We start from the raw sequence: 26,194 nt of genomic DNA on the forward strand, positions 1-26,194 counted from the left end.
CCGGCATATCAACCGCGAAGAGTGTCGAGTGCTTCCGCATCAATATTAGACTTATTGCGGAACAGTAACACCAAAATAGCCAGACCGATGGCCGACTCAGCTGCAGCGACTGTCAAGATGAAGAAAACGAACACTTGTCCGTGCATGTCCCCCAAATAGTGAGAGAAGGCAACAAAATTCATGTTCACTGCCAAGAGCATGAGCTCAATTGCCATCAACAATACGATGAGATTTTTCCGATTGAGGAAAATACCAACGACCGCCAAGGCAAACAGCATAGCCCCCAGAGAAAGGAAATGCCCCAAAGTGAGTATCATGCTTTTTTCTCCTCACTGACGATGACTGATTCAGGAGTTGCTTGCTGCGTTGGTGCCAACTGAACCAGACGTACCCGATCCTCAGCACGCACACGAACCTGTGTTGCAGGATCAACAAACTTACTGTCTTTACGTCGACGCAACGTCAACGCGATTGCAGCCACCATTGCCAACAAGAGAATAACAGCAGCGATTTCTACTGGGTAGAGATACTGGGTGTACATCAACCGTCCCAATTCTCTGGCATTGAAGTATGGAACCGCATTACCCGCAGCATCCACAGCAGCTACCATAGCCTTGGGTTCATCGACGCTACCAAAACCTCCCATCAACACAGCAGCCATTTCTAGGGCAATCAAGGCCCCCATACCCGCAGCCACTGGAAAATTTTTCCAGAATCCTTGTCGTAAAGCATCGACGCGAATGTCAAGCATCATCACGACAAACATAAACAGCACCATGACAGCGCCTAGATAAACTAGGATCAGCACAATCGCCAAAAATTCAGCCTTCAATAAAAGCCACACACCAGCAGCTTGAGAAAAAGCCAAAATCAAATGCAAAACGGCATGTACCGGATTGCGGGCTGTAATGACCCGGAAGGCTGAATAAAGCAGCACAACCGAGAACAGATAGAAGAAACCAGTCTTGGCGTCCATGAATCAGTCTTTTTAGAGGTCTGGCGGATGTTAATGTGACTTAGCGGTACTTGGCATCTGCTGCTTTGGCAGCAGCGATTTCAGCCTCATATCGATCACCCACAGCCAAAAGCATGTCTTTGGTGAAATACAAATCACCACGCTTTTCACCATGGTACTCAAGAATCTGGGTTTCCACGATCGAATCGACTGGACAACTTTCCTCACAGAAACCGCAAAAAATGCACTTGGTCAGATCGATGTCATAACGTGTGGTACGACGCGACCCGTCAGCACGCACATCAGACTCAATCGTGATAGCTGTTGCCGGACAAACTGCTTCGCACAACTTGCAAGCAATGCAACGTTCTTCACCATTGTCATAACGGCGCAAGGCATGCAACCCACGAAAGCGTGGTGACAGAGGCGTTTTTTCTTCTGGAAATTGCACCGTCACCTTACGTTTGAAGGTGTAACGGCCAGTCAAGGACATTCCCTTGACCAACTCCACCAACATAAAGCTTTTAAAAAAATCCTTGAAGGAAAAGGATGCAGTAGCGGCAGACATTCGTGTATCCCCGTTCATTTCCAGATATTCCAAGGCGAGAGCAACCAACCGCCAACAATCACCAGCCACACCAAAGTGACAGGAATGAAAATCTTCCAGCCCAGACGCATAATTTGGTCATAGCGGAAGCGTGGGAAGGTAGCGCGAATCCAGATGAACATCGACACAACCACAAAGGTCTTTAAACCAAGCCAGATCCAACCAGGAATGAAGTCCAGTGCCGCAATTGGAGACAACCAACCACCCAAAAACATCAGCACAGCCAAGATGGAAACCAACCACATGCTGGCATATTCTGCCAAGAAGAAGATGGCAAAACCCATACCAGAATATTCAACCATGTGACCAGCAACGATCTCTGCTTCGCCTTCTACCACGTCAAAGGGATGGCGATTGACTTCAGCCACACCAGAAATTAGGTAAACAATAAAAATAGGCAGAAGAGGTAACCAGTTCCAAGATAGGAAATTCAGGCCATAAGAAGCTGCCACACCAGATGCTTGGCTTGTCACTACAGCCGTCAGATTCATACTACCAGAGACCATGATGACCACTAGGAAACAAAACCCCATGGCGATTTCATAGCTCACCATTTGCGCCGAAGCACGCATGGCACCCAAGAAGGCATACTTAGAGTTGGATGCCCAGCCCGCAATGATCACGCCATACACTTCAATTGAAGTAATAGCCATCATGAGCAAAATACCAACGTTTACATTGGTGAGTGCTACTTCAGGGCCAAAGGGAACCACTACCCAAGCCGCTAAGGCAGGCATGATGGCCATCACTGGCCCCAAAATAAACAAACCTTTGCTAGAAGCCGAAGGCTGGATAATTTCTTTGGTCAGCAGTTTGAGCGCATCAGCAATCGGTTGCAATAACCCCATGGGGCCCACACGATTTGGGCCGAGGCGAACTTGCATGAAGCCGAGTAATTTACGCTCCCACAGGGTCAAATATGCCACCGCCCCCATCAAAGGTGCCAGAATGACCACAATCTTCAGTAAGATCCAAAGCACAGGCCAAGCAGCCGCCGTCCACCAAGTGTGAGACAACAACCCCAAACCACCGTTGTAAATTGCATCAATCATGCCTGCACTCCTGTAGAAGCCAGACGTGCATCCATCGTTAGCTGCAAAGAGGGTGAACGCCGCACCATACCGTCCAGCTGGTAAATAGATGCAACCACCGGATCAGTAGTCGAGGGAGCACCCACCGCCGCAAGAACTTTACTGCGATTACTCAATTCAGCAGCAGGCACAAACTCCATCCGACCACCTTGGGGAGCATGGGTAGCCTTTTCCAATACTTCTTGCGAGGTTTGAAAATTGATACCAGCTACGTCCAAAAGATTAGCCAATACACGGAGCACTTTCCAACCTGGACGGGTATCACCCAACGGACGCACGACAGCATGGAAACTTTGTACGCGACCCTCGGCATTGACAAAGGTACCTGAAGTTTCGCTGAAAGGAGCAATCGGCAACAAAACGTCACTGAACTCCATATTCGCCTTGAAGGGACTGAGAGTGACGACCATATCCACACCTGCTAATGCTGTAGCGGCTTTTACACCTGCTGCGCTATCAAAAACAGGTTCTGTGTGCAACAGCAAGGCGGCCTTAAGACGACCTTCCAACATTTGTGCAGCATTGAGGCCATTTTCACCAGGTACTGCCTTCATCCACTGGGCGCCAACAGTGTTGGCAGCTTCAGTCAAGTAACCAACAGTAGCGCCCGTTTGGTCAGCAATCCAACCTGCCAATGCCAATAAAGAAGACGCTTGAGCATGGTGTGCAGCTGCATTACCTAACAATACTGCCTTGTGTTCACCAGCCAAAAGTGCTGTCGCTATCGCCGTAGCCACTTCGCCGGCTTGACCTTGAACATTAGGAGCCTCAATACCCTTCTGTTGGGCCACAGCAGCAGCCACATCAGAAAGAGCTTGAAACCACTGCTGTGGAGCAGCAATTAAAGTCTGAGCCACTGGCAGTGCCCAGTCACGCACTACAGAATCAATCGCAGTCACAACACAGCCCTTGCGTGCGGCCTGACGGATACGCTGGGCAAATAACGGATGATCTTTGCGTAAATTAGAACCAACCACCAGTACGGATTGCAATGTGGAGAGAGACGCAACCGAGCGCCCTAACCAACGAGTACCCGTAGAAACTGAGAAATCAGCAGAACGCAGACGGTAATCAATGTTACTGCTACCTAAACCACGCACCAATTCTTTGGTGAGATAGATCTCTTCAACTGTACTGTGCGGACTCACCAGGGCACCAATTGCTTGGGCACCATGTTGGGCCTTGATATTTTTCAGACCATTAGCAACATACTCTAATGCTGTTTGCCAATCTACCTCTTTCCAAGCACCACCTTGCTTGATCATAGGTGACGTCAAACGCTGATCACTATTGAGTGACTCATAAGAGAATCGATCACGGTCAGCGATCCAGCATTCATTAACCTCTTCATTTTCGAAGGGAAGAACGCGCATCACCTTGTGATTTTTAACCTGCACCACCAAATTAGCGCCTGTTGAGTCATGCGGACTGACAGATTTACGGCGCGATAACTCCCAAGTGCGGGCACTGTAACGGAAAGGCTTGCTAGTCAATGCACCCACTGGGCACAAATCAATCATATTTCCGGACAACTCCGAATCCACTGTGTTACCGGTCACAGTCGTAATTTCGGAATGCTCACCCCGATGAATCATGCCCAGTTCCATGACTCCAGCCACTTCCTGGCCGAACCGAACACAACGGGTACAGTGAATGCAGCGACTCATCTCTTCCATCGAAATGAGAGGCCCTACATCTTTATGAAATACAACGCGCTTTTCTTCTTCATACCGAGAAGAAGTGCCGCCATAACCCACAGCCAAGTCTTGCAATTGACACTCGCCACCTTGGTCACAGATGGGGCAGTCTAAGGGGTGATTGATCAGCAAAAATTCCATCACAGATTTCTGTGCTTGGATTGCTTTCTCGCTATTCGTACGAACCACCATGCCCTGTGTTACAGGAGTAGCGCAGGCGGGCATTGGCTTAGGTGCTTTTTCCACCTCTACCAAACACATCCGGCAATTGGCCGCAATGGAGAGCTTTTTGTGGTAGCAGAAATGTGGAATATAAGTGCCAACTTTTTCGGCTGCATGCATCACCATACAACCGGGGGCGACTTCCACCTTCTGACCATCAAGTTCAATTTCAACCATATGCTTTTCTCGCGATCAGGCAGAAGCAACAGCCTGGGGGTTTTTCTTCTGGATCAACGCCTCAAACTCTGGGCGGAAATGCTTAATCATGGCACGTACTGGCATTGCCGCTGCATCACCCAGAGCACAGATGGTACGCCCCATGATACTGCTGGCTACTGAATCCAGTACCTCCATATCTTGGGGACGCCCATCTCCACGATGAATTCGATCTACCAGGCGCCAAAGCCAACCCGTTCCTTCACGGCAAGGCGTACATTGACCACACGATTCATGCATGTAGAAATATGACAACCGCTTGAGAGATTCAACCATGCAGCGGGTATCGTCCATGACAATCACCGCTCCAGAGCCAAGCATGGAACCAGCCTTAGAGATCGAGTCATAGTCCAAAGTGCACTCCATGATAATGGAGGCAGGCAAGACTGGAGAAGATGACCCACCTGGAATCACCGCCTTCAATTGACGGCCCGGACGCATACCACCAGCCAAATCAAGCAAAGTGGCAAAGGGCGTTCCCATCGGAACCTCATAGTTTCCTGGGCGCTGCACATCACCACTCACGGAAAATATCTTGGTTCCACCATTATTGGGTTTACCGCATGCAAGATAGGCCGCACCGCCGTTGCGAATAATCCACGGAACCGCAGCAAAAGTTTCGGTATTATTAATGGTGGTTGGTTTACCATAAAGACCAAAACTGGCTGGAAAAGGTGGCTTAAAGCGAGGCTGGCCTTTTTTTCCTTCAATCGATTCAATCAAAGCAGTTTCTTCGCCACAAATGTAGGCTCCAAAACCGTGATGGGCATGAAGTTGAAAACTGAAAGAGCTATCCAGAATATTGCTACCTAAATAACCTGCAGCTCGGGCTTCTTCTAACGCAGCCTCAAATCGCTCGTAAACTTGGAAAATTTCGCCGTGAATATAGTTGTAACCTGCACTAATGCCCATTGCATAAGCAGCAATGATCATACCCTCAATCACAATATGAGGGTTGTACATTAAAATATCACGATCCTTGCAAGTACCTGGCTCACCTTCGTCGGAATTACAAACCAAGTACTTTTGCCCAGGAAACTGGCGTGGCATGAAGCTCCACTTCAAGCCAGTGGGAAAACCTGCACCACCACGACCTCGCAACCCAGACTCTTTAACGGTTGCAATAACCTGATCTTGCGTTAATCCGTCTGAACCATCTTTGCCTAGAATCTTACGCAGTGCCTGATAGCCACCACGAGATTCGTAGTCTTTTATGCTCCAGTTTGCGCCATTCAACCCTGCATAAATTTGTGGATCAATATGGCGATCATGAAAGCAGGTTTCTACGCCTGCTGCTTGAAATTGACTCAATATTTTTGCAGCCGTAGCCATCACTTGCCCTCCACGGCACGCAGGTTATCTACCAGCTGATCTAGCTTGTCATCACCCATGAAACTGCACATATTGCGATCATTGACCAACATGACAGGAGCATCTGCACAAGCACCTAAACACTCACATTGTTGCAGTGTGAACAAACCATCTTTGGTGGTTTCTCCCATGGAAATACCCAGCTTGTGCTCTAAGTGCTCCAAAGCTTTACCACCATCACGCAACAGACAGGGCAGGTTGGTACACACGGCCAGTTTGTACTTACCAACGGGCTGCTGGTTGTACATGTTGTAGAAAGTGGTGACTTCATGCACCGCAATCTGTGGCATACCCAGATATTCAGCGATTACAGCCTCACTGGCTTCACTGACGTAGCCTTGCTCCTGCTGTACGATGGACAGACAGGCCATTACCGCCGACTGCTTTTGTTCGGCAGGATACTTAGCCACTTCACGCGCAAAGCGTGCTTTTGTCGCATCAGAAATCATCGGTCAATTTCTCCGAACACGATATCCATAGTACCAATGATGGCCACAACGTCAGCCAGCATATGGCCCCGTGACATTTCATCTAAAGTAGACAGATGCACAAAACCGGGGGCACGAATCTTTAATCGGTATGGCTTGTTTGCACCATCACTGATCAAATAAATACCGAACTCACCCTTAGGATGCTCAACTGCAGCATAAGCCTCCCCTTCGGGAACATGGAATCCCTCAGTAAAAAGCTTGAAATGGTGAATCAGCTCCTCCATGTTTGACTTCATGGATTCACGACTGGGTGGCGCAACCTTATGATTATCAGTAATCACTGGCCCTGGATTGGCACGCAACCAGTCAACACACTGCTTGATGATACGATTCGACTGTCGCATCTCTTGCACACGCACCAAGTAACGGTCGTAGCAATCACCTGTCACGCCTACTGGAATGTCAAAATCTACACGATCGTAAGCATCATAAGGCTGCTTTTTGCGCAAGTCCCAAGCAACTCCAGAACCTCGCAGCATTGGGCCAGTCATGCCCAAATTGATAGCTCGCTCTGGTTGAACGACACCAATATCTACTGTACGCTGCTTCCAGATACGGTTGTCGGTTAACAAGACCTCATATTCGTCCACACAAGCTGGGAACCGCTGCGTGAAGTCATCGATAAAGTCCAACAGAGAGCCATGACGATTTCGATTGCGCTCCTCCAAAGCCTTAGCATTCTGAATTTTATTGGCTTTGTACTGTGGCATCGTATCAGGCAAATCGCGATACACACCACCAGGACGGAAATAGGCCGCATGCATACGAGCACCAGACACGGCCTCATACATGTCAAACAGATCCTCCCGCTCACGGAAGGTATAAATCAAAATGGTGGAACTGCCGCAATCGTTGCCGTGAGAACCTAACCACATCAAATGATTGAGCAACCGTGTGATCTCGGAAAACATCACACGAATGTACTGCGCACGCAAAGGCACCTCAATGCCTAGCAACTTTTCGATTGCCAAACAGTAAGCATGCTCATTACACATCATGGAAACATAATCCAATCGATCCATGTAAGGCAACGATTGGATAAATGTTTTGTGCTCTGCAAGCTTTTCTGTACCACGATGCAACAACCCAATGTGGGGGTCGGCGCGCTGCACAACTTCACCATCAAGCTCCAACACCAAACGCAGCACACCGTGTGCAGCAGGATGCTGGGGACCAAAGTTCAGGGAATAGTTTTTAATTTCAGCCATGATTCACCAGAGAAGGCTTAAAGCGCCTCAGTGCAGGCCTCCATATTTATCTTCACGAATGATGCGAGGAGTGATTTCGCGCGGCTCAACACTGACTGGCTCATAAATGACCCGACGCTGCTCATTGTCATAGCGCATTTCAACATGCCCAGAAAGAGGGAAGTCCTTGCGGAAAGGATGACCCACAAACCCATAGTCCGTCAGAATACGGCGCAGGTCGGTATGACCATCAAACAACACCCCAAACAAGTCGAACGCCTCGCGCTCAAACCAGCCAGCACCTTCCCACATGGAAGTCAAGGAGGCGACCACTGGCAAATCATCATCCGGACAGAAAACCTTGACACGCAAACGCTGATTCAAGCTGACGGACAAAAGATGAGAAACCACTGCATAACGCAGACCTTCCCAAACACGGTCTTGATAGCTCGAATAGTCAACAGCACACAAATCAATCAACTGCTCAAACTTACATCCGGGAGCCTCACGCAACAAACGCATAGACTCAAGATAGACCTCGGCACCAACCACCACGGTGACTTCACCCAGTGCAACTTCTATCTGACGAATTCTTTGACCTAAAGCAGCGACAACAGCGTCTTTGATTTTTTCAGGGGTAACAGCAACAACAGTCATGACACCCTTTCAAGCACGTGCAATGGTGTTGGTTCGGCGAATCTTCTGCTGAAGCTGAATGATTCCATAAATCAACGCTTCTGCAGTTGGAGGACAACCGGGCACATACACATCCACTGGCACGATACGATCACATCCGCGCACCACAGAATAGCTGTAGTGATAATAACCACCACCGTTGGCACAGGAGCCCATAGAGAGCACCCAGCGCGGTTCAGACATTTGGTCATACACCTTGCGCAAGGCAGGGGCCATCTTGTTGCAGAGCGTACCTGCAACGATCATTAAGTCGGATTGGCGCGGACTAGCGCGAAACACTTCAGCACCAAAACGACCGATATCGTAACGAGCTGCTGCTGCATGCATCATCTCGACAGCACAGCAGGCCAGACCAAAAGTCATAGGCCACAACGATCCGGTTTTAGCCCAATTGACCACTGAGTCAAAACTCGTGGTCACAAAGCCTTCCTTCATTACACCTTCAATCATGGCATCTATCCTTGTGCAAATGACTTATTCCCAGTCTAGGGCGCCTTTTTTCCACTCATAGGCGAACCCCACCACCAGAACCGCCAAAAAGATCAGGACAGCCACAAAACCGGTCATACCTACATCGTGTAACGATGCAGCCCACGGAATCAAAAAGGCAATTTCAAGATCGAAGAGAATGAAGAGAATAGCCACCAGATAGTAGCGAACATCAAACTTCATGCGAGCATCTTCGAACGCCTCGAAACCACACTCGTAAGGGGAATTTTTTTGGGGATCTGGTCTGTTGGGCCCAAGTATGTAACCCAAGGCGAGCGGAATAATACCAACCGCTGCGCCTACCAAGATGAACAGAAGAACGGGGAGATATTGATCGAGGTTCATCTTCTGGATGCGCTCACCGCTTGAACCGTGCATGCCATTGCTACAAAAGTAGCACATGGCGGCAGGTTTGTTTTGTTTGGTGCCGTCGGCGAGACTCGAACTCGCACAGCTTTCGCCACTACCCCCTCAAGATAGCGTGTCTACCAATTTCACCACGACGGCTTTTTTGTGTTGTCTGAGGTGGCTTGAGGAACTTTTTGTTTGCTGCCTCAGACAGTCCCTAATTCTAACCTGAAAAAATTTGCTTCTGGGCTTGAAAAGCACCAGAGAGGAATTATTTTGCAGGAATCTGGGCAGCCCCTTCAGGGGGAGGTACTGGCACTGCTGCGGGCGTTGGCACATTGGCAGCGCCTGGAATCGCTGTAGCAGCACCCTCCAAAACACTTCCCGAACTGGCAGGACGAACATTGCCGAAATAAGCCAATGCCAGTGTGCAGACAAAGAAAGCTGCCGCCAAGCCTGCAGTGGTACGTGAGAGGAAATTAGCACTTCCGCTGGCGCCAAACAAACTGCCAGACCCACCACTGCCAAAGGCAGCACCCATGTCAGCTCCCTTGCCGTGCTGTATCAAGATCAGGCCAATCATGCCCAACGCGGCCAAGATCTGCACACCAAGAATCACATTCACCAACACATTCATTACCATGAACTCCTAATTTCATCACTGATGATCTACAACCATGTCAACAAGACTGAGCGGCAGCCACAATTTGCAAAAAGTCGGTGGGCTTGAGCGAAGCGCCACCAATCAATCCACCATCAATGTCAGGTTGCGCCAACAATTGGGCCGCATTGGTGGCGTTCATACTGCCACCATACAGCAACCGAATGCGTGCGCCCTTGTCGCTGGCTGCAGCCAATTGCGCACGTAACACAGCATGAACCTGCTGTGCCTGCTCGGGCGTAGCAGTTTTGCCAGTACCAATGGCCCACACCGGCTCATACGCCACAACCACCTCACTGATGCAATGACCATTGAGATGAATTACTGCAGCCAACTGACGCTTGACCACCGCTTCCGTCTGACCATTTTCGCGTTCGGCAAGGGTTTCGCCTACGCAGACAATCGGAGTGATGCCAGCGGCCAAGGCACGCTGAGCTTTTAACGCCACGACATGGTCAGTCTCGCCGTGGTATTGACGACGTTCGGAATGCCCTACCAAGGCATAACGCACACCAAAATCACGCAGCATCACTGCGGAAACTTCTCCCGTATAAGCACCCATCTCATGCGTTGATACATCCTGCGCTGCAAGCGCCAAAGAGGAACCAACAGCCAAAGACTGCAACTGCGCCAGATAAGGGGCGGGCACCGCCACTGCGACGTCACACACCGCGCTGGCCTCTGGTGCCAGCCCAGTGAGGATAGCCCGCACCAGTACATCGTTGGCAGTGAGGCTGCCATTCATCTTCCAGTTGCCTGCGATCAGTTTCTTGTTCATGTTTATCACGTGAAAACAAAATGCCAAAGGAGAAGTCCGCAATGCGGACAGGATCAGACCTGTGTATCTGGTGTTGCCGACTGGGTCGCAGGGGCAGGTTCCTGTTCACGAACTACCGCCGGTGGGGCTTCACGACGCTCGTTGCGTTCTGCGCGCTCACCACGTTCTGGACGTTCGTTATAGGCGGGACGTTCTGCCAAGACCTTCATAGACAGCTTGATACGGCCTTTTTCATCCGTTTCCATGACCTTGACCTTCACGACCTGTCCTTCTTGCAGATAGTCGCTGACACGTTCGACACGCTCGTGGGCGATCTGACTGATATGCAACAGGCCATCTTTTCCTGGCAACAGATTGATCAAGGCACCAAAGTCTAGAATCTTGGTCACTGGCCCTTCATAGACCTTGCCAATTTCAACTTCGGCTGTGATTTGCTCAATGCGCCGCTTGGCTTCATCGGCCTTGGCGGCCTCCGTGGCTGCGATCGTGATCGTGCCATCTTCGTCGATGTTGATCTGACAACCAGTCTCTTCAGTCAAGGCGCGAATCACCGAACCACCTTTACCGATGACATCCCGAATCTTCTCAGGATTGATCTTCATGGTGTAGAGCTTGGGTGCGAAACTCGACACTTCAGCCCGCGCCTCACCCACGGCTTCCTGCATCTTGCCCAATATGTGGATACGCGCCTCCTTGGCTTGCGCCAAGGCAACCTGCATGATCTCTTTGGTAATGCCTTGGATTTTGATATCCATTTGCAAGGCAGTGATACCTGTCGTAGTACCAGCCACCTTGAAATCCATATCGCCCAAGTGGTCCTCATCACCCAGAATATCGGTCAAGACAGCAAAGCGGTTCTCTTCTTTGATCAGACCCATCGCAATACCAGCCACATGGGCCTTCATGGGCACGCCTGCATCCATAAGGGAGAGGCAACCACCGCAGACTGAGGCCATGGACGAAGATCCGTTGGACTCTGTGATCTCAGACACCACACGCATGGTGTAGGGGAACTCATCCTTGCTCGGCAACACAGCCGCCAAGGCACGCTTAGCCAAGCGACCATGGCCCACTTCACGGCGCTTCGTGCTTCCCATACGACCCACTTCACCCGTCGCAAAGGGAGGCATGTTGTAGTGCAGCATGAAGCGATCTTCAAACTCACCGGCCAACGCGTCAATGCGTTGTGCATCACGTTCAGTACCCAAAGTCGTCACTACCAGTGCTTGTGTTTCACCACGGGTGAATAAGCTGGAGCCATGGGTTCGGGGTAAGACGCTGTTGCGAATCTCAATTGGACGCACCGTACGGGTATCACGACCATCGATACGGGGCTCGCCCGCCAGAATTTGGCTACGAACGATGCGCGCTTCGATATCAAACAGGATGTTTTCTACCTTGACGCTATCGAACACGACACCCGCTTCGGTCAGATCGGCCATGACCACTGCATAGGCTTCACGACAAGCATGGGTACGCGCCTGCTTGTTCCGAATTTGATAGGCCGCCCGAAGTTTTTCTTCAGCGAATTGCGTTACTTTCGCGATCAAGGCATCGTCTTTGTGTGGAGCACTCCAATCCCACACTGGCTTGCCAGCATCGCGAACCAGCTCATGGATGGCATTGATGGCAATCTTGCCTTGCTCATGACCAAACACCACAGCCCCCAACATGACCTCTTCTGGAAGTTGTTGTGCTTCAGACTCGACCATCAGTACAGCAGCTTCGGTACCTGCGACTACCAAGTCCATCTGGCTATTTTTACGCGCTGTCTGACCAGGATTGAGCACATAGTCACCATTGATATAACCCACGCGCGCAGCACCAATCGGGCCAGCAAATGGAATACCAGAGACAGCCAAGGCAGCACTGGAAGCAATCATGGCGGCGATGTCAGCGTCAACTTCCGGATTGAGCGACAACGTGTGAATGACCAGATGAACTTCGTTGTAAAAGCCTTCTGGAAACAATGGACGAATTGGGCGATCAATCAAACGGCTGGTCAGTGTTTCTAGCTCACTGGGTTTGGCTTCACGCTTAAAAAAGCTGCCAGGAATTTTGCCCGCAGCATAGGTCTTTTCAATGTAATCGACTGTCAGGGGGAAAAAATCTTGGCCGGGCTTGGCTGTTTTGGAGGCCACTACGGTAGCCAGCACCACAGTGTCATCAATGTTGACCAATACAGCCCCAGATGCCTGACGGGCGATCTCACCCGTTTCCATGACAACCGTCTTGTCACCCCATTGGAAGGTCTTGGTCACTTTATTGAAAATACTCATATCTCTGCTCCTGAGGAAAAGCTGACCCCGAAAGGTCAGCAAGTGCCAGCGGCTGAGCCAGAACACGATGCCATTCCAGTGAATCCGCCCGCGGATCTTCAGTGGAATGACACAGCTTCGCTCTGATCGAACACACCAGCAAAGTAAAAAACGCCTGAGCTAGCACGCTAACCCAGGCGTTTTAGTGAATCACAAGGGCGTGAACTTACTTGCGCAAACCCAACTTGGCGATGAGTGCCACATAGCGATCACTGTCTTTGGCCTTGAGGTAATCCAGCAGCTTGCGGCGACGGCTCACCATGCGCAACAGACCACGACGACCGTGGTGGTCTTTGGCATGTGTCTTGAAGTGGGGAGTCAGCTCGTTGATACGAGCCGTCAACAGTGCTACTTGCACTTCAGGACTACCAGTGTCATTGGCAGAACGTGCATTGGCCTTGACGACTTCGGCCTTGATAGAAGATGCGATCATTTGGGATTTTCCTAGATTGCGAACAATTTCATTGCAGAAAATTGTTGCGGGTTGACTTGCGCCGGCCACTGGAAGGGACACCGGCGTGCGTTCTACAACGCGTAGAACTTTGCGATTGTAGCAAATACTGCTATGGTGTGTCCATAGTCAACCACTTAACACTAGGAGTTCGACTTGGGCAGCATATCTCTTTTCGGCATACGGATTCGCACCACCAATGTCTCTTCAGTGATGGGCATGTTGCTGTGGGCTGCTTGTATCGTTTTTTTAGGAACGCCCACAGAGGCTAGTGCCACACGACGCAGTGCAAATGATGTCACCAACGTTACGACACGGCATCAAAACACCTCACTGCAACGCCAGCATGTTTATGTACGCCATATTCGCAATCCAGCCGAAGAAGGTCGTAGAGAACGGGATCAACGCTTACGGCGCGAATGCCGAGGCAGACCTAATGCAGGTGCCTGTCTCGGCTATACAAAATAAAACTGTCATGACTTGAATGAGCAACATGACAGTGGGATGCCCCCTTAACGCCAACACTCCTCAACAGTAGCGCCCGTACCTGTAATACTACGCGCTCCTACGCTATTGATTCTCAGGGTTCCGCATTTGTCAGTCGCCATAAAGCCACCACTGCGTGGCACGGCCTCCAAAGTATAAGCAGAGCGGGTTAAAGTATTGGCCTGAAATCCAATATTATAGTTTTGGGTTCCAGATGCAGCTCCTTTAGGGGCCACCGCCATGACGCTTGGAATAGCCACTGCTTGTGGAGTGGCTGCGTTGGTTTGGTCATAACGATCATTCTGCGAATAAAACCGTTGCATGAACTGCGCCACTTCCAACAATTGGGCGCGCGCTTCAGCACGTCGTGATTTTTGAAGAGAGCTTTGATAACTGGGGTAGGCTACAGCAGCAAGAATAGCCACAATAACCACCACAATCATCAACTCAATCAATGTAAACCCTTGGTACTGGGATAGAGATTTTTTATTTTTCATAACTGATCTTTTAATTATTGAGGAGCCACAACTATACGATTCCAATAGCGACGTGCAGTGTTTGGCTCTCCTTTGAATTTTCTTACCTTATCACCCGTACCAAGAATCAAACCATCGTCCTTGCCTTGCACACGAACAGTTGTCGCAGGCCCGTCTCCTTCGAGTTTTACCGCCAATGCATTTGGATTGTCTGATACGGTCAGGGAGCCATCACCGTTGGTGTCAAAAGTTGGCTGAGTACCTGTACCACTCATGAACGGATCTAGGCTGAACATATAGCGGTAAGCACTTGCAGCCAAGCAAGAATCCACCGACTCTGTGGGAGTAACCGATTGCACCAACATTCTACCCAAAATCAACTCAGGGTCATCAATGACACGCTGGCGAGATTGCATTTGTAGTGGAATTCGCCATCCACGCTTAGTTGCATAATCAACCGGCGTGACGGTCAATCGCCAGAATTCCCCACCAGTGGTACCCGTCAGGGCGGCAGTTCCCAAAGTTTGGGTAACGATAGTAGTCGCACTGGTCACACGATCTGTGGCCACACTAGAAACATTACCTACTTTTACCTTATCCCAAATACCGTAAATACCACGCACTTGGGTGTTACCCACATCGCCGTCTGCATGCAACTGACCAGTACCAAACAATACCATCACACCCCCCAATGGGTGGCGCACAAAAGTGGGGGCCACTGTAATTGGCTCGACCTGACTACTGGCATTGACTGCTTGATACAGTGGGTTGCCATTGAAAGCAACTCGCCAATCTGCTTTATTGGCATAGCTGAAATCAAATTTCCACATATTGCCTTGCAAATCACCCGCATAGGCAGCAACAATGCGCATATCTTCATCTCGAACCACACGAACACCGCCCAGCCCATTGGGCGAAGTAGTAGATCCAACTCCTGTATTGATCTCTCGAATTAATGCACCAGTGAGCGCATTAATAACGAAAAGCCGTGCTGTGCCACTGGTGCTTTCATAGCCATTCCCAACAATAACGACCCAAGCTGTCTCGTTGTCAGCCACCTTCATGAAACCATGCTCAGGCCGGTTTAGTACATGACCTAACTCACCAAATCCAGTGCTGCTACTGTTAATTTCCCACAATATATCTGTAGCACCTGGTGCAGATTGAGACTTGGTGAGGGCTGCAGGAGGAGTACTAGAGTCGTTGGCCCAGAAGGGTACTGGAACATTGATAGCAAAGAGATTTTTTGCCCCTGCACCACTACCACCCACAATTAAGTTGCGCCATTTACTATTGGTCGTATCGTAGACATCAGCCTCTGCAAAGGGGCCATCCACATAATAACGATGACTATAATCTGGCAAGGAGAGTTGCTTCAAATTGCCCATCAACGAAGCTGGAACAAAAGCGAATGTCTCCTGACCATTGTCATCTGCAAAAGCATGGAGCATGCCATCATTGGCCCCAACAAACAACTGTGCTTGACGTAGCTTTTTTGCAGCCAAATGCCGCCGGTAACTTCTGCTAGCAGCGTTCCCCAAGAATTCGTATTGCATATCCAGCAAACTACCTACCAACACAGGAGTAGAGTTGACAATATCGCCCAAAGGTGCCCCAGCACCTGTAGATTTACTACGCGAACGGTAGGTAGTTCCCTCTCCTACTGCGTTGCCACGTAAATAGCTGACGAGCCCCTCACCACCGGTGGTGGCACCGTACAGGCTGGTTTTCATACTATCACTCAAATTAACCCACTCAAAGGCTACGCCCTTGGTTGTGGCACTGGCATTATAGGTAAATATATTTCTATTGGTGGGTGTTGGCATGGCCGATGCGGCAGACCAAGCCACTCCGGTTTCGGCTCCATTTTGATTAATATTGATAGCCCGAACATCGCCACTCCAAGCAGAAGAGGAGAAGGTCGGCTCGTATTTCTTTGTACTACTGGCTGTAGAGATGGTTTTTTGCGATACTGCAACCCCAGCTTCACTACCATTAACAAAACCAATTTCATCAATAATAGAAGTGAGTGCGCTCGCATATTCTGCACTGCTTCTAGCACTCAATGACCTGCCCCGACTATTTACAGCAGCATGCCAGAGGTCATCAATTGTTGCTGAACCACCGGAACTTGGGTCTGGCCAAGATTTGGTTCCACTCTTGAGGGCAGGAAGATCTTCAGGATTTTGCAAGGAACCTTCAAGGCCAAAAGCAATGGTGTAATTGACCATATGCTGCCAAAATGCAGGATTCTCATACCCTGCCTTAGCAACTGGAGTCACTGCATTAGCCAAATCCGAACGCAAGTCTTTTTTCCAGTAATACATGGCCACATCTGCCAAGGTATCACTATTAGAATCAGAGTATGGATTTGCTGGACTGTATCTGTAAGATTGCGAATTAGGCCCAGTAATCGTTTCACCAGCAGCATTATCTACATTACCTGTCGCCACAGTAGCGCCCGTACTATTCCACATACCATCTGTCATTAATATATGAAAAGAGCGACGGCAAGCAGAATGGGCTGTCGTGTCTTCCGTGCCTGGCACAGCACCCCACGGCCCTTTATTGTCTGATCGAGAAAAATACTGACCTACATCGTCCATAGCTCGCCGAAGGGGCGTATTACCACTGGGCTCCGTCCGTGCAAACAACCAATTATAAAATGCAGTTTTATCAGCTCCAGAGAATGGCCGAACACCTTTGGCTAAAGTTTTTGCATCTACACCATCAATAGAAGTGGTCGTACTATCATTAATACGTCCATAACCCACCCGATAGCTTACAGGAACTGCTGCAAATGCCTCTGCGGTACCTGCAATAGCAACCAATGCCCGTGATCGATAGTAGGTGAACCAATTGGCAAAATTCTGTATTTCTTCTGCGTAAGTACAGGTACTTCCAGCACAATCGGTTCTATTGACGCCTTTGGTAGGAAACGTTTGATCAGAAGAAATGGTAAATTTAGTATAGTGACTCGTTTGAGAACCATCTTGACTCGGGTCTTTAATGTAGTACTGTGCAATTCTCACGTTTTGATAAACACCACTACTTCCATAACAGGCACTACTACCTGTTCCGGTACACCAAACTTCTTCGATTTTTCTGACACCTTCTAAATTTTGTGTCTCCGTACTTCCTGGAGCAATAGGGGCCGCAGATGGCGTTGAATTGGCGTATCTTGTCACACCATCTTCTTTGAGCCAAGGACGGTATCTTGTATTAGGATCGTAATACAACGGATTCCAACCAGAGCGCATTTTTCTGGCAAATAAATTGGGGGATGCAGCCCGCAAAACAGTGGTTCTTATCTCACCTGTTGGTTGATCATCCCAGTCCCGGCACTCTCCATAACGCCAACGGACACAAACTCTTTCATAAACTACTTCATCTGCTGTGACATCCACATCATCATAGATGGCGACACCATCTCTATTGGTTCTGCTACTTTGTGCTGGAATAGTGCCAACATCTTTGCTGCCAGAACACAAAGAATCAGGCAGACACTCCCAACGCATGGAGCCTGAATCATCCAAGGTGAACATCAAGTTGGGTGGAACCACACTTCCTCCCGTTTGAATAGGTTTTTGCATCATGACAGAAAAACCTACGCCAGGAAAAAAGGAAAAACCCACCAACAACAAGGCTGACTTAATATGATTGATTTTCATTTTATTCCTCACGGACGAAAAATGGATTGAAGCCAATATTGACTACCGGCAATAGCCCGCCCAGAAGAGTCTTCCTCATAGTCTGGGCTAAAGCCTACTGTCGTAATCAGGTAGGGATCACTGAGGGTGACATCAGGCTCAGCACGGCGCAACCGATACAACTCGACCATGCAACGAGGTGCCTTCTTTTGCTCAGTAATTTGTGGCATGTTCTCATTTGCCAGCATCGCAATCGGTATACTAAACACATTATCGCTACTGGACGGGGGATTAGAAATAGCCCAATTGGTTTTTGTATTCCAAACCATAGGAAGCTTAGACTCTTTACGAGCAGCAGCTAACTCACTGCTCCAATCCAGCTCACTGAGGGTTTGCTCATGCACCTTGATAGTCACGCCGTTGACTGTCAAATTACCATAACGAACGCGATCTTCACAAAATCGAAGTGCAAATTCTGCCGATTGGGCAGCAATTTCACTGGATCGGATGTTTTTTGCCACCTGCTCCCCAGAAACGCTGCTGCGCATAGCATAAATTGCCACCATTGATAAAATTACCAACAGTATCAAAGATATAGCTAACACAATACCTTGTTGGTTTTTTGTTTTTTTCTGCCATTGAGGCTTGGCGACTATGTTATTCATGCGCCACCTCCTGTGGCTAAGCCACTGCGATTGCGCAAGGCAAACACACTAGAAAACGCACGCCGTGCCCGACCATCGGTCGGGGTGACAGTATTTCCTGCACAATCTATATAAGAGCCGACTGCACTCGCATCTGGTTCAGAACCCATCATCAGCAAACATATCTTTACACTAACCACTCTGGCCCAGCGGGCATCTACGTCACCAGTCAACTCATCATCAATTTGCTTGGCTGTCATGTAACGAACCACATCGGTACTGATAGCGTCCTGTGCTACGCCATAGCTGATGATCATGTTCTCTACATATTGGACTAAAGGCTGAGGGTTAAAATCTGTGCCTGCCACACCATCTACGATTCCAGCACAAGACATTTCTGTGGTGCTACTACTCGCACTGACACCCACAAAATAACGTGAATCCACCAGAAAATAATTGCGTGCGGCATCTGTTGGATCAATCGCAGAGCTTTGCTTTATCTTCACACCTTCATTCAAGCAGTTGGATGGGTAAACCACCCCAGACACAGTGACTGGACTGGTGTTCACCAGCCCATTGGCGGGATCACTTTCAAAGCGTATGGCAAAGGATGCAGCACCCGTCCCTGAGATATCTGCACAAGCCAAATCGGTAAATGCTCCTTTTTTAGTTGCATCGGTGAACCCCTTATCACACCCGCGTATGGCGGCCCCCACAAAATTGCGATCTGGTGTCGTCATTTTGACACCATTGACAATGGCCCCCCCTGGAGACACCAGCAAACGAGGGGGACTAAAGCCTGCTGTGTGCAAATCAACCCCTAACAAACTGAAGAGAATAGCAGCATCCTCGCTCATTCGAGCAACGCTGGCAGACTGCCTGCTGGTAGAAGATGTAGAAATATAAACAGTCATCAACGCAGCCAATACAGCCAGGCCGATGGTGATACTGATCATCAACTCTAACAAGGTGCGGCCACCCTGCTTAGGCATTATTGTTTGGTATGTCATAAACTTACACGAAAATACATGCAACGGGGAGCTGTGACACCTGTGGGTAAACTGGTCAGAGCGGCAGCAGGGCAATTGCTACCAGCAGCAGCAACAGCTGCATCGCTATTGCCACTGGTAGAAGTGTAGAGCAGGCTGGGGTCTACCCACATGACCCAAATATCAACGGCCATGTTTCCATTTCTTTGTACGAAAGCGGCTCCACCAGGCAGACGTCTGCGCAAAGCATTTGTCCATTCGGCGATATCAATTGCCGCTATTTCAGCCGTTGTGCAAATGGTACTGGCACAAGATGGGACAGAAACACTGGCAGATGCTCCTGTGTAAGCGGCTGTGATATTGTAACTATTGGCATTGAACGCAGTCACATTACTGCGCATACGGTCGGCGTATTCTGAGGCTAGTTGCAAACCTATGGTCTGGAATTGTGCCATTTTGTTGTATTGCAAAGAAGCGGTAGTAAGCCCACCAAGTGCTAATAAACCAAAAGACATGATGAGGATAGTGATTAAAACCTCAAGCAGAGAAGCCCCCTGCTGCTTGAGGTTTGCCACGGCAGAAATATGATTATTTTTTATCATGGTTATTGGCATACTTCTGTAGGATTATTAGTAGCCCTTGCCCGCCCTGTAAAACTGAGACACACCCTACGGCGCTGGGTAGAATCCAATGATTTGGAGTTAAAAGTAAAGCTTGAAGCCCCGCTACTTAACAAACCTGTAGAGCGAAAAACAAGTTTTCTAAAACTAATCTGCTCAACACCACCACTGTTACTCACTGGGCCTTGTACGCGCAACAGCACATCGCCTTGTGATGCTGCGTTTTGTCCATCACCATTGCGATCGAGAAAAACAATCCAACCAGTCTCCCAACCTGTACCACTGGCAGCACAAGTAGGCGTAGCGGAGCTTTCAGCATTGGCACTGCGACAAACCACCACTTCGGCCCCCCGTTTGATGGCTTCAGAACGGGCAAAAATCAATACACCCAAAAAATTATTGACTTGGCTGGAGATGGCATTGCGCTCGGCTATAGAGCGCATAGAGGGCACCCCCACCGCCAGCAAGATGGCCGTAATAGAGACCACCACGAGCGACTCCACCAGAGTGAACCCATGTAAATGTTTTTTCAGCAGCATGAGGCGAGGTTAGCAGCTCTGTTGCACATAAGGAACCACGGAAGCGACAAGCGCAGCACTTGACCGACTGAACGGTAGATACTTAGGCCATAGACTCTTTTTTGTTTTATGCCTGAATCTTTACAACCGATGGAGAGGTGCTTGGCACTGGCCCGCTCCGCCCTGATGCTCTCCAATCCCAACCCCCGCGTTGGCTGTGTGATTACCACTGCCGATGGCCAAATCCTAGGACAAGGCCATACACAACAGGCTGGTGGCCCACATGCCGAAATCATGGCACTGCGTGATGCCACTGCGGCAGGCCACGATGTACGCGGAGCCACTGCTTATGTGACGTTGGAACCTTGTGCCCACCACGGTCGAACCGGGCCTTGTTGTGATGCCTTGATTGCTGCGGGTATTGGACGGGTCGTGGCATCACTGGAAGACCCCAACCCCTTGGTGGGTGGCAAAGGCTTCGCACGGTTGCGGGCTGCTGGCGTGAACGTAGAGATAGGGCCAGGAGCCGAAGAGTCGCGGGCATTGAATATCGGTTTTTTCAGTCGCATGGTGCGCGGCACGCCTTGGGTTCGGCTGAAGGTAGCCGCCTCTTTGGATGGCACCACCGCATTGCACAATGGTGCGAGCCAATGGATTACTTCATCTATTGCCAGAGCAGATGGGCACGCTTGGCGGGCGCGGGCCTGTGCGGTGCTGACAGGCAGTGGCACAGTGCTGGCCGACAACCCACGCCTTGATGTGCGCGAACTGAGCACACCACGCCAACCGCAAGCCGTGGTGGTGGACAGCCGTTTGCAAACCCCACCCGAATCACGCCTGTTTGCAACAGCACGAGGGGTTTTGATCTATAGCAGCCTGTCTGAAGATCCCGCCTTCTTGCAACGCAAAGCAGCACTGGAAGCCTGTGGTGCCAGTGTGGTGGCCTTGCCTGGGCCTGGTGGTCAGGTGGATTTGGCAAAGATGCTGCGTCACTTGGGAGAACATGGCATCAATGAACTCCATGTAGAAGCTGGTCAACGACTCAACGGGGCACTGTTGCGGGCAGGATTGGTCGATGAGCTACTGCTGTATCTAGCACCGCTACTGCTGGGCACTGGGCGGGGCATGACCGACCTAGGGCCACTGGAAATGCTGGCACAGGGACAGCCGTTGGAGTTTGGTGCAGTAGAGCGTCTGGGAGCAGATTTACGGATACTGGCTCGTCCACCAGGGCGAGCAGATTTTTAAGCCACAATCTGCGTTATGTTTACAGGAATCATCACTGGCATGGGGCGTATCGCCGCCGTGCAATCGCTGGGCGAAGCCCCCTCCCATGGCAAGCGCCTCACCATTCAGACCCCTGCGGGTTATTTGGATGATGTGGGTCTGGGTGACAGTATCGCACTCAATGGAGCTTGTATGACTGTGACCACCCTGAACGTGGCGCAGCAGTTGTTCACCATTGATATTTCTGCAGAATCGCTGGACAAGACCACGGGGTTGGATGCCGAAGGCCCCATCAATCTAGAAAAAGCCTTGCGCGCTAATGACCGACTGGGTGGGCATTTGGTCTCAGGCCACGTAGACGGGTTGGGCATGGTCACCTTTTTTGCACAGGTGGGTGAGAGCTGGGAGCTGCGGGTGCTGGCACCCGCCGAACTGGCACGTTTTCTGGCGTACAAAGGCTCGATTGTGGTCAATGGCGTCAGCTTGACTGTCAACCGCACTACAGACCAACCCGATGGCTGTGAAATCAGCATCAATCTGATTCCACACACCGTGCAAAATACAGCATTGCAACATCTGCATGCAGGCGCTCAGGTCAATCTGGAAGTGGATTTGATTGCACGCTATGTGGCGCGCATGCTGGAGGCCGCACCCGCCATGCGCTCCTCCAGCCTGACCTGACGGCCAGTAGCATGCACTGTTAGAAAGCGTCTGGCTCCAGTGCAGTCACACTGGCTGCACCACGCACAATGCTGTCGCGCAGGCTGGTCGTCTTGACCAAGATGTGCTCGGCATAGAACTGGGCCGTAGTGATCTTGGTGCGCATGAAGGCCTCGTCTTGACCTTGGGCCAACAATTCTTGCGCTACCAACAGGCTGCGGGCCAATTGCCAGCCAGCTACCAAATTACCGGCCAGCAACAGATAAGGTACGCTGCCAGCATACGCAGCATTGGGTTGCGCTTTGGCATGTGCAAGCATGAAATCCACCACCTCGCTAAATGCTTGGCGGGCTGCTTGCAAACTCTGTGCCACGGCCAAGGCGGCGGGTGAGCCATTGTCTTGCAAATCCACTTCGGTCTGTGCAATCTGGGTGGCAATGGTCTGTGCCGTCTGGCCCCCATCGCGCACAGTTTTGCGACCTACCAGATCATTGGCTTGGATAGCGGTGGTGCCCTCATAGATGGTCAAGATGCGGGCATCACGAAAATATTGGGCAGCCCCAGTCTCTTCGATATAGCCCATGCCGCCATGCACCTGCACACCCAACGAAGTTACTTCGATGCTGGCCTCTGTGCTGTAGCCCTTGACCAAAGGCACCAAAAACTCATAAATGGCGGTGTTTTGTTGGCGAATAGCCAAGTCTGGATGGTGGTGGGCCGCATCATAGGCAGCAGCAGCCACAATGGCCAAAGCACGGCAGCCCTCGGTAGTGGCACGCATGGTCATGAGCATACGGCGCACATCAGGGTGTTGAATAATGGGCGCACTGGCCTTAATGCTGCCATCTACAGGACGACTTTGCACACGGTCGCGGGCGTACTGTACGGCCTTCTGGTAGGCACGCTCGGAAACGGCAATGCCTTGCACGCCCACAGCGTAGCGGGCCGAGTTCATCATGATGAACATGTACTCTAAGCCCCGGTTTTCCTCGCCCACTAGGTAGCCGGTAGCACCACCATGATCACCAAACTGCAATACTGCTGTGGGACTGGCCTTGATACCGAGTTTATGTTCAATGCTGACGCATTCCACATCATTGCGCGCGCCCAAAGAGCCATCGGCATTGACCAAGAACTTAGGCACTACAAACAAACTGATGCCTTTGACGCCCTCGGGTGCGCCTTGCACCCGTGCCAGCACCAAATGGACGATGTTCTCGGCCATGTCGTGTTCGCCATAGGTGATAAAGATCTTGGTGCCAAAAATCTTGTAACTGCCATCGTCCTGTGCTTGCGCACGGGTACGTACGGCAGCCAGATCAGAGCCTGCTTGGGGCTCGGTCAGGTTCATGGTGCCTGTCCATTCGCCACTGACCAGTTTTTCTAGGTAGGTGGCTTTGAGCGCATCGGAGCCAGCGGTGAGCAGGGCTTCGATCGCACCATCGGTGAGCATGGGGCACAGGGCAAAGCTCATGCTGGCACTGTGGGCCATTTCTGCACAGGCGGCACCAATCACCTTGGGCAAACCTTGGCCCCCAAAATCTGTGGGATGCTGCAAGCCTTGCCAGCCCGCCTCAGTGAATTGGCGATAGGCTTCCTTGAAGCCGGGCGAGGTGGTAACGGCCCCCTCTTGCCAACTGGAGGGGTTTTTATCGCTTTCCCAATTCAGCGGAGCGACGACACCTTCATTGAACTTAGCGCACTCCTCCAACACGGCCTGCGCAGTGTCCAGACCAGCATCTTCAAAACCGGGGATCAGGGCAATCTGTTCAAGCTGGGCCAGATGCTCCATAGCGAACAACATATCTTTGACGGGGGCGGTGTAACTCATGGCTCAATTTTTCCTATGCAACGAGAAAGGGATATCCACAAACGGGCGCTGGCAACAACCATATCAATGGCTGATCCGACCCGCTGAATTCACAATAGACAATTCGACAAAACGCGAACCTTGGTTCGCAGCAGGCTTGAAGGTGATCCAGTATCCCCCCAAGTCCAGAGAATGAATGCTGCGCAAAGCAGCGGCCACCTTGTCGGACGAAGCCCCCTTGGGCAGGCGGCGCAGAGCTTCGGCAATCACCTTGGCATTGATATAGCCTTCCATCATGGCGTAGCTGACCGGCTCTTGCAGCTTATCGCCCCGAGCCGCCACAAGATCACGAAATTCTTTATTCAAGCGCCCCGAAACCCGGTAGGGAGTGGGCACCACCTGAGAGATAGAAATGCCACTCATATGCTCTACCGAGAGACGCTTGATTAACTGCTCGATATCGGCATCAGAGTTGGCATAGATCTGCGCCGTACCACCGGCCATGCGGTAATGTTCGATAAACGCTGCCGTAGCCACGCTGGAGGCAACCACCAAGATAGCCTGCGGTTTAGCCTTGGTGATGCTATTGACAGCATCGGCTGTGCGTTGCCCTTTCGTCTCTAGCATGGCATGCACTACCAGACTCGCACCGGATGTCTTGATAGAGGCCTCCACCATATTCACGATGGCCGCAGAGCCTGGCCCATCCTCATAAAACAGGCCGAGCTTGGTGATGCCCACAGTGGCCAAGTGGCTGGCAATCTTGGCCATTTCGTCGGCCGTACTGGCCCGAACATTGAAAAACTGGGGGATTTTCCAAATACTGGGATCTACCCCGCGATAACCCACCAGACTGATCCCAGACTGCTCCAGTAAATGGCTGTCGGCTAATGCACGTAAGTTACCGTCGCCAAAATAACCGGCCAACAGCACCGGATTGGAGGCCAACAGTTTGCGGGTGAGCTTGACGGTTTCTTCTGGCTGACCACGGTCGTTTTCGGTCACCAAGGTCAATGTTTCACCCTGAATGCCTCCGACTTTGTTGAGTTCATCAAAATGCAGGCGCATTCCTTCGGCATACGCACGCGCTTGTGTGGCTTGGGTACCACTGAAAGGTGCCACCTGCCCAATCACCCAAGCAGAGGCTGGCCCCGCCCAAGTGGCAGCGCACAGAGCAGCGCCCCATACCAGTTTACGAAACGGCATCCATTCCATCATGGCTTAACTCCTTTTGACTGCTTGGGCCAAGAACACCACAAACGATGGATGAAGATCACACCGTGCTTATTATTCCTGCACCTGAAACACAAAAGGGGGCATCATGCCCCCTTTTGGCCGTTGTGACGGCTTACAACGCTTTGACCAGCTCCGGCACAGCCTGGAACAAATCTGCCTCCAACCCATAGTCGGCCACGCTAAAAATCGGCGCCTCCGGGTCTTTGTTGATCGCCACAATCACCTTGCTGTCCTTCATCCCCGCCAAATGCTGGATCGCCCCCGAGATTCCGCAGGCAATATACAGCTGGGGCGCCACAA

At 50.7% G+C, this 26,194-nt stretch carries 26 protein-coding genes and 1 tRNA gene; 2 read left to right on the forward strand and 25 right to left on the reverse strand.

Annotation, left to right across the window (positions count from 1 at the left end; translation table 11 throughout):
- Positions 1-8: 8 nt before the first annotated feature.
- The 22 genes from nuoK to ACYVB2_RS07945 form a co-directional block, all read right to left on the reverse strand.
- Positions 9-317, reverse strand: coding sequence for an NADH-quinone oxidoreductase subunit NuoK (gene nuoK / locus ACYVB2_RS07840; RefSeq protein WP_382429851.1), 309 nt, complete (start codon positions 315-317; stop codon positions 9-11).
- Positions 314-976 carry an NADH-quinone oxidoreductase subunit J gene (locus tag ACYVB2_RS07845; RefSeq protein ID WP_382429849.1) on the reverse strand — a complete coding sequence of 221 codons (663 nt, stop codon included), beginning with the start codon at positions 974-976 and terminating at the stop codon, positions 314-316. The genes nuoK and ACYVB2_RS07845 overlap by 4 nt, the downstream gene beginning before the upstream one ends.
- 40 nt (positions 977-1,016) lie before the next feature.
- Positions 1,017-1,523, reverse strand: a complete 507-nt coding sequence (gene nuoI, locus ACYVB2_RS07850) for an NADH-quinone oxidoreductase subunit NuoI (protein WP_382429847.1) — start codon at positions 1,521-1,523, stop codon at positions 1,017-1,019.
- A 14-nt stretch (positions 1,524-1,537) separates the two neighbouring features.
- Positions 1,538-2,614, reverse strand: coding sequence for an NADH-quinone oxidoreductase subunit NuoH (gene nuoH, locus ACYVB2_RS07855; RefSeq protein WP_382429845.1), 1,077 nt, complete (start codon positions 2,612-2,614; stop codon positions 1,538-1,540).
- Positions 2,611-4,749, reverse strand: coding sequence for an NADH-quinone oxidoreductase subunit NuoG (gene nuoG / locus ACYVB2_RS07860; protein ID WP_382429843.1), 2,139 nt, complete (start codon positions 4,747-4,749; stop codon positions 2,611-2,613). Before nuoG ends, nuoH begins: the two co-directional genes overlap by 4 nt.
- A 15-nt stretch (positions 4,750-4,764) precedes the next feature.
- Positions 4,765-6,120 carry an NADH-quinone oxidoreductase subunit NuoF gene (gene nuoF / locus ACYVB2_RS07865; protein WP_382429841.1) on the reverse strand — a complete coding sequence of 452 codons (1,356 nt, stop codon included), beginning with the start codon at positions 6,118-6,120 and terminating at the stop codon, positions 4,765-4,767.
- Positions 6,120-6,608 carry an NADH-quinone oxidoreductase subunit NuoE gene (gene nuoE / locus ACYVB2_RS07870; RefSeq protein WP_382429839.1) on the reverse strand — a complete coding sequence of 163 codons (489 nt, stop codon included), beginning with the start codon at positions 6,606-6,608 and terminating at the stop codon, positions 6,120-6,122. Before nuoE ends, nuoF begins: the two co-directional genes overlap by 1 nt.
- The gene (locus ACYVB2_RS07875; protein ID WP_382429837.1) at positions 6,605-7,858 is read right to left on the reverse strand and encodes an NADH-quinone oxidoreductase subunit D; all 1,254 of its coding nucleotides are present in this window, start codon (positions 7,856-7,858) and stop codon (positions 6,605-6,607) included. Before ACYVB2_RS07875 ends, nuoE begins: the two co-directional genes overlap by 4 nt.
- Before the next feature lie 27 nt (positions 7,859-7,885).
- Positions 7,886-8,494, reverse strand: coding sequence for an NADH-quinone oxidoreductase subunit C (locus ACYVB2_RS07880; RefSeq protein ID WP_382429835.1), 609 nt, complete (start codon positions 8,492-8,494; stop codon positions 7,886-7,888).
- Positions 8,495-8,503: 9 nt separating this feature from the next.
- Positions 8,504-8,983 (reverse strand): NuoB/complex I 20 kDa subunit family protein, encoded by a 480-nt coding sequence (locus ACYVB2_RS07885; RefSeq protein WP_300075343.1) that lies wholly within the window; start codon positions 8,981-8,983, stop codon positions 8,504-8,506.
- A gap of 24 nt (positions 8,984-9,007) precedes the next feature.
- Complete coding sequence (locus ACYVB2_RS07890; protein ID WP_382429832.1) at positions 9,008-9,367, reverse strand: NADH-quinone oxidoreductase subunit A; 360 nt, start codon at positions 9,365-9,367, stop codon at positions 9,008-9,010.
- A gap of 77 nt (positions 9,368-9,444) precedes the next feature.
- A tRNA-Leu gene (locus ACYVB2_RS07895) sits at positions 9,445-9,529 on the reverse strand.
- A gap of 112 nt (positions 9,530-9,641) precedes the next feature.
- Positions 9,642-10,007 carry a preprotein translocase subunit SecG gene (gene secG, locus ACYVB2_RS07900; RefSeq protein WP_382429830.1) on the reverse strand — a complete coding sequence of 122 codons (366 nt, stop codon included), beginning with the start codon at positions 10,005-10,007 and terminating at the stop codon, positions 9,642-9,644.
- 43 nt (positions 10,008-10,050) lie between these two features.
- Positions 10,051-10,809: a triose-phosphate isomerase gene (gene tpiA, locus ACYVB2_RS07905; RefSeq protein ID WP_382429828.1), complete on the reverse strand. Its 759-nt coding sequence runs from the start codon at positions 10,807-10,809 to the stop codon at positions 10,051-10,053.
- Positions 10,810-10,862: 53 nt separating this feature from the next.
- Positions 10,863-13,088, reverse strand: coding sequence for a polyribonucleotide nucleotidyltransferase (gene pnp, locus ACYVB2_RS07910; RefSeq protein ID WP_382429826.1), 2,226 nt, complete (start codon positions 13,086-13,088; stop codon positions 10,863-10,865).
- A gap of 205 nt (positions 13,089-13,293) precedes the next feature.
- Positions 13,294-13,560 carry a 30S ribosomal protein S15 gene (rpsO, locus tag ACYVB2_RS07915; protein WP_382429824.1) on the reverse strand — a complete coding sequence of 89 codons (267 nt, stop codon included), beginning with the start codon at positions 13,558-13,560 and terminating at the stop codon, positions 13,294-13,296.
- Between the two features lie 530 nt (positions 13,561-14,090).
- Positions 14,091-14,561, reverse strand: a complete 471-nt coding sequence (locus ACYVB2_RS07920; protein WP_382429822.1) for a type IV pilin protein — start codon at positions 14,559-14,561, stop codon at positions 14,091-14,093.
- A 14-nt stretch (positions 14,562-14,575) separates the two neighbouring features.
- Entirely contained in the window at positions 14,576-18,211 is a 3,636-nt protein-coding gene (locus tag ACYVB2_RS07925; RefSeq protein WP_382429820.1) for a pilus assembly protein, read from the reverse strand.
- Between the two features lie 8 nt (positions 18,212-18,219).
- Positions 18,220-18,855: a pilus assembly PilX family protein gene (locus tag ACYVB2_RS07930; RefSeq protein WP_382429818.1), complete on the reverse strand. Its 636-nt coding sequence runs from the start codon at positions 18,853-18,855 to the stop codon at positions 18,220-18,222.
- Positions 18,852-19,790 carry a PilW family protein gene (locus ACYVB2_RS07935; RefSeq protein WP_382429816.1) on the reverse strand — a complete coding sequence of 313 codons (939 nt, stop codon included), beginning with the start codon at positions 19,788-19,790 and terminating at the stop codon, positions 18,852-18,854. Before ACYVB2_RS07935 ends, ACYVB2_RS07930 begins: the two co-directional genes overlap by 4 nt.
- A gap of 50 nt (positions 19,791-19,840) precedes the next feature.
- Positions 19,841-20,437 carry a type IV pilus modification protein PilV gene (gene pilV, locus ACYVB2_RS07940; protein WP_382429814.1) on the reverse strand — a complete coding sequence of 199 codons (597 nt, stop codon included), beginning with the start codon at positions 20,435-20,437 and terminating at the stop codon, positions 19,841-19,843.
- A complete protein-coding gene (locus ACYVB2_RS07945) occupies positions 20,428-20,982 on the reverse strand; it encodes a GspH/FimT family pseudopilin (RefSeq protein ID WP_382429812.1) in 555 nt (184 codons plus the stop codon). The genes pilV and ACYVB2_RS07945 overlap by 10 nt, the downstream gene beginning before the upstream one ends.
- 108 nt (positions 20,983-21,090) lie before the next feature.
- Between ACYVB2_RS07945 and ribD the strand changes: the two genes are divergently transcribed.
- Both ribD and ACYVB2_RS07955 read left to right on the forward strand, forming a co-directional pair.
- Complete coding sequence (gene ribD, locus ACYVB2_RS07950) at positions 21,091-22,209, forward strand: bifunctional diaminohydroxyphosphoribosylaminopyrimidine deaminase/5-amino-6-(5-phosphoribosylamino)uracil reductase RibD (RefSeq protein ID WP_382429810.1); 1,119 nt, start codon at positions 21,091-21,093, stop codon at positions 22,207-22,209.
- Positions 22,210-22,224: 15 nt separating this feature from the next.
- On the forward strand, positions 22,225-22,869 hold the full coding sequence (locus tag ACYVB2_RS07955; RefSeq protein ID WP_382429808.1) for a riboflavin synthase: 645 nt from the start codon (positions 22,225-22,227) through the stop codon (positions 22,867-22,869).
- 19 nt (positions 22,870-22,888) lie between these two features.
- On the opposite strand, the gene ACYVB2_RS07960 is transcribed toward ACYVB2_RS07955, so the two are convergent.
- The 3 genes from ACYVB2_RS07960 to ACYVB2_RS07970 form a co-directional block, all read right to left on the reverse strand.
- Positions 22,889-24,679, reverse strand: a complete 1,791-nt coding sequence (locus ACYVB2_RS07960; protein ID WP_382429806.1) for an acyl-CoA dehydrogenase — start codon at positions 24,677-24,679, stop codon at positions 22,889-22,891.
- A gap of 63 nt (positions 24,680-24,742) precedes the next feature.
- A complete protein-coding gene (locus ACYVB2_RS07965; RefSeq protein ID WP_382429803.1) occupies positions 24,743-25,876 on the reverse strand; it encodes an ABC transporter substrate-binding protein in 1,134 nt (377 codons plus the stop codon).
- Positions 25,877-26,006: 130 nt separating this feature from the next.
- The coding region (locus ACYVB2_RS07970) for an electron transfer flavoprotein subunit alpha/FixB family protein (RefSeq protein WP_382429801.1) at positions 26,007-26,194 on the reverse strand (188 nt) is incomplete at its 5' end.

The sequence above is a fragment of the Giesbergeria giesbergeri genome (assembly GCF_054779375.1).